Annotated in this window: 1 protein-coding gene; it reads right to left on the bottom strand. The window is 53.9% G+C overall.

What is annotated here, in order from left to right; all coding sequences use genetic code 11:
• Window positions 1-133 precede the first annotated feature (133 nt).
• Complete coding sequence (locus AB2L51_RS15035) at window positions 134-1,213, bottom strand: IS5 family transposase (protein ID WP_395583034.1); 1,080 nt, start codon at window positions 1,211-1,213, stop codon at window positions 134-136.
• Window positions 1,214-1,292: the final 79 nt, after the last annotated feature.

Here is a 1,292-nt window from a genome sequence, read left to right as displayed (position 1 = left end):
TGGAGGGTTCGAAGAACCATGAATTACAGACGTCTTTGCCCGATTTTAGGGGCAGTAGGCTGGCATTGAAGGTTCTGGATGATAATTTTCGCTCTACGTTTTGAGCAGAGAGAGAAGTGCATGCTCTGGATTACTACGCGGCGGCATTAATCCGCTCGAGGAGGAGAACGCGGCGCATATTATAGACGATATTGGCCAGCCCGATCCTCATTGTGGCTCGTGTTATGCCTACGGTTCGGACGAACAGTCCTGTCTGCGATTTCTGATCAGCAAAGACATGCTCGACGCGGGATCGGACCACCGACTTCCCTGCGTTGGACCGCTGGATATGGCGGGGCATGGGCTTGAGATGAGGCTTTTTCCTGTGAACTTTTGAGACAAAGCCATGCTTTTCCATGAAGTCCTCATTGGCTTTTGAGCGGTAGGCTGTATCAGCCCAGACTGCTGATGCCATATTGGTTTTATCCAGCAGGCCCTCGCGGAGTCTGGCGCCATCGCTGGCCGCGGCATCGGTCACCTTCCATTTACGGATCAGCCGAAATTTTCGGTCGATGGAAATATGCGATTTATAGCCAAAGAACGGGATGGACAGATCTGTTGCTGGCGCACTCCCGTCCTCCTGGCGCTTTGCTTTCGTGAACTTCAGCGTCCATCGCGCATGACGGTCCTTGTGGGACAGCTTTGACGGCTTGTCCTGCCAGTCCTGTGGGATCTGTCCTTCACGCAGATCGGCCTTCTCCGCATTGGTATTGCGCTGCATGGGAGCCGCTATCAGTGTGGCATCCAGGATCTGGCCTGACATCGGCAGGTAACCAGCGTTCCGCAGGGTGGCATTAAAGCGATCAAACAGTGTTTCAATAGCACCCGCCTGGGTCAGGCGTTCGCGAAACAGCCAGACTGTTTTGGCATCCGGCACGCGGTCAGACAGTCCCAGACCAAGGAAACGCATGAAGGACAGGCGGTCGTTGATCAGGTATTCCGTCCGCTCGTCGGACAAATTGTTCAGCGTTTGGATGACCAGAATTTTGAACATCAGCACTGGATCAAACGGTGGCCGACCGCCTTTGCTTCCGTCTGAATAGGCCAGTGCCTTGTTCAACTCCGGACGGAACACCTCGAAATCCACAGTCCGGGAAAACGCTTCAAGTTGGTCACCGAGCCCACTCAACCGAGCCAGCCGCTCTTCAACATCAAAGAAACCAGGTTGCGTCATGAGCCACTCCTCCAGTCATCACACAAGAGATGGAATCACAGAAAAAGGCCCAAAACCAGAGGGTTCTTCGAACCCTCCA

Origin of the sequence: Acetobacter fabarum (assembly GCF_040702925.2) — a bacterium.
GTDB lineage: Bacteria > Pseudomonadota > Alphaproteobacteria > Acetobacterales > Acetobacteraceae > Acetobacter > Acetobacter fabarum_B.
The sequence above is the reverse complement of the archived record's forward strand: the minus strand, read 5'-3'. Positions and strand labels throughout refer to the sequence as shown.

What these genes read in the sequence shown, in the direction of transcription:
- AB2L51_RS15035 (WP_395583034.1), bottom strand. Translation starts at nt 1,213, where the DNA reads ATGACGCAACCTGGTTTCTTTGATGTTGAAGAGCGGCTGGCTCGGTTG.